At 63.3% G+C, this 2,638-nt stretch carries 3 protein-coding genes; 2 read left to right on the top strand and 1 reads right to left on the bottom strand.

The annotated features are described in order from the left end of the window. A partial coding sequence (locus ACTHNR_RS10470; protein ID WP_440547533.1) for an MFS transporter occupies positions 1-880 on the top strand: 880 nt, incomplete at its 5' end. After that, the gene (locus ACTHNR_RS10465; protein ID WP_440547532.1) at positions 881-2,077 is read left to right on the top strand and encodes a M20 aminoacylase family protein; all 1,197 of its coding nucleotides are present in this window, start codon (positions 881-883) and stop codon (positions 2,075-2,077) included. It begins immediately after the preceding gene. A gap of 106 nt (positions 2,078-2,183) precedes the next feature. Here ACTHNR_RS10465 and ACTHNR_RS10460 read toward each other — a convergent pair. Then, a partial coding sequence (locus ACTHNR_RS10460) for a LysR substrate-binding domain-containing protein (protein ID WP_440547531.1) occupies positions 2,184-2,638 on the bottom strand: 455 nt, incomplete at its 5' end.

Below are 2,638 nucleotides of genomic sequence, written 5' to 3'. Positions count from 1 at the left end.
GCTGGTCGAGAACGCCCATGAATCGAGAAAGGGCTTCGCCTCATCGTTCCAGCAAATGTCGCAGGGGGCGGGCGTGATGCTGGCCGGCCTCGTGGGACTCATGCTCACGCATCTGTTCTCCGATGCGCAGATTGCGGGCGGCGCCTGGCGTCTTGCCTTCGCGTTCGGCCTGCTGATCGGTCCGGTGGGTTGGTACGTTCGGCGCTCGATTCCCGAGACGGCCGCGTTCGAGCAGGCGGGCCGCCAGAACAAGGCGCGGCTGTGGCCGCAATTGATCGAATACCGTTGGCGGTTGCTGTGCGGCGTGGGCATTCTCGTGTTTTGGACGATCGCCACCTATGTGTCGAATTACTTCACGACCTACGCCGTGCGCGAACTGCATATGAGCCTGTTCGACAGCTATCTCGGTCAACTCGGCTACGGGATCGTCATGGTGAGCGCATGCCCGCTGGCTGGCATGCTGTCCGACCGCATCGGCGTACGCAAGCCGATGCTCGCCGGCGCGCTAATTACCGCCGTCGCTGCCTACCCGCTGTTCTGGCTGCTGGCTCAACATCCCGACAGGCTCACGCTGATCGCGGTGCAGATGATCATCTCCCTACTGCTCGCTTGCTATGCGGCGTGCGCATCGCGCGTGCTCGCCGATATTTTCCCCGTGCAATTCCGTGCGACGGGAGTCGGCTTCTCCTATGCGACAGGCGTGACGATTTTCGGCGGCCTGACGCCTCTGCTGGTGACGGGTCTCATCCGCGTATCGGGCGACAAGCTCATCGTGGGCTATTACCTCGCGGCCGCGGCGCTCATCAGCTGCATTCCCGTCGTCCTCTCGGCGCGCAAGCCCTCCTCTTCGCAACAACCGGCACCGGCTGCCTTGAACTAAATGACCATGCTTACCGACCCGCGTCTCGATGCCATCGAAGACGACCTTATTCAAATTAGACGACACTTGCACGCGCACCCGGAACTGCGTCACGAGGAGGCACAGACGGCCGACTATGTCGCTGCGCGGCTTGCCGAATGGGGCCTCGACGTAGTTCGCGGCATAGGTGGTCACGGGCTTGTCGGCGTGCTGCGCAACGGCGAGGGAAAGCGTTCGATCGGGCTGCGCGCCGACATGGATGCGTTACCGATGCAGGAGCAGAACCGCTTCGCGCATGCATCGCGGTTTCCAGGCCGCATGCATGCGTGCGGGCATGACGGACATACCGCCATGCTGCTGGGCGCGGCTCGGTACCTTGCCGAACAGCGCGACTTCGATGGCACCGTCAACTTCATTTTCCAGCCCGCGGAGGAGGGGGGCGCGGGTGCACGTCTCATGATCGAAGATGGCTTGTTCGAGCGCTGCCCGATGGACGCCGTGTTCGGCGCGCACAACTTGCCCGGTATCGCGGCAGGCACGTTCGCGTTGCGTCCGGGCGCCGCCATGGCATCCAGCAATACGTTTTCGGTCGAGCTATCGGGTTTCGGTTCCCATGCGGCGCAGCCGCATCGCAGTGCGGATCCCGTGGTAGCGGCAACGTCGCTCGCGCAAGCTTGGCAGACCATCGTATCGCGCAACGTGAATCCGAACGACGCCGCGGTGCTGTCGGTCACGGAGATCCATGCAGGCAGCACGGTCAACGTCATTCCTGATCAGGCGCGCCTGAGCGGCACCGTTCGCGCGTTCAGCGTCGAGACGCTCGATCTGATCGAGCGGCGTATGCGGGAGATCGCGCAGGGGATCGCGGCGGCGTTCGACGTGCGTATGGCATTCGAATTCCACCGCATGTATCCTCCGCTCGTCAACGAGCGAGAGTCGACGGCCTTTGCCGCGAATGTACTCAAATCGGTATTCGGCGCGGCCAACGTCGATGAAGGCATCGCGCCGCAAATGCCGTCGGAAGACTTCGCTTTCTATCTTCAGCATCGGCCAGGATGTTACGTATTCATTGGCAACGGCGACGGCTCGGAGCACGGCAACTGCGGTTGCTCCATTCCGCTGCATAGCCCGAACTATGATTTTAACGACGCCTTGCTGAAACCGGGCGTGGCATGGTGGGTGTCGCTCGCTCGGGCGTGGTTGAACACGCCGCGCTGAGAATGCCAATATGCCTTAAGCCTCTCGCGTAGGGATTTAGGTCACGTCTTGACGACGGCTGTTGGATGCGCGCGCATCGCTTCGATGTCGATACCCTCGAGCAGCCTCAGCCAAGCCAGCGCGCGTCCGGCCACTGCCCTTGTTCGAACGTGGCCTTGACGCAATCCAGCAGCACGCCTACGACGCAGCGCACAGGCGCCGTGGCTTGCCTGCTGCTGGGCGCCGCGAGCACGATGGTTCGCTTCAGTCCCGGAGAGGCAAGCGGCGCCGCGCTCAGTAGCTGCCGTTCCACCTCCTGCGTGACGCTCACCGCAGGCAGAATCGTCCAGCCGTGACCCTGCGCAACCAGTTCTTTCTGCACGCTCAGCGCATTCGTTTCGGCGAAAACATTGAGCGTGACGCCGGCTGCCGTCGCAGCCGGTTCGATGACGCCCCTCAGCCCCTGTGGCGCCGCGGGCAGGATGAACGGCTGACGCGCGACGCGCGAGAAGCTGACAGGCCGCTTTCGCGACAGCCGCGCGGACGGCTCAGCCAATACCCACAAACTTTCCTCCAGCAGTG

Source organism: Trinickia sp. (genome assembly GCF_051954495.1).
Classification (GTDB): Bacteria; Pseudomonadota; Gammaproteobacteria; order Burkholderiales; family Burkholderiaceae; genus Trinickia.
The sequence above is the reverse complement of the archived record's forward strand: the minus strand, read 5'-3'. Positions and strand labels throughout refer to the sequence as shown.

Bases quoted from the DNA above. Each gene is read 5' to 3' on its own strand.
- ACTHNR_RS10465 (WP_440547532.1), top strand. From the start codon at position 881: ATGACCATGCTTACCGACCCGCGTCTCGATGCCATCGAAGACGACCTT.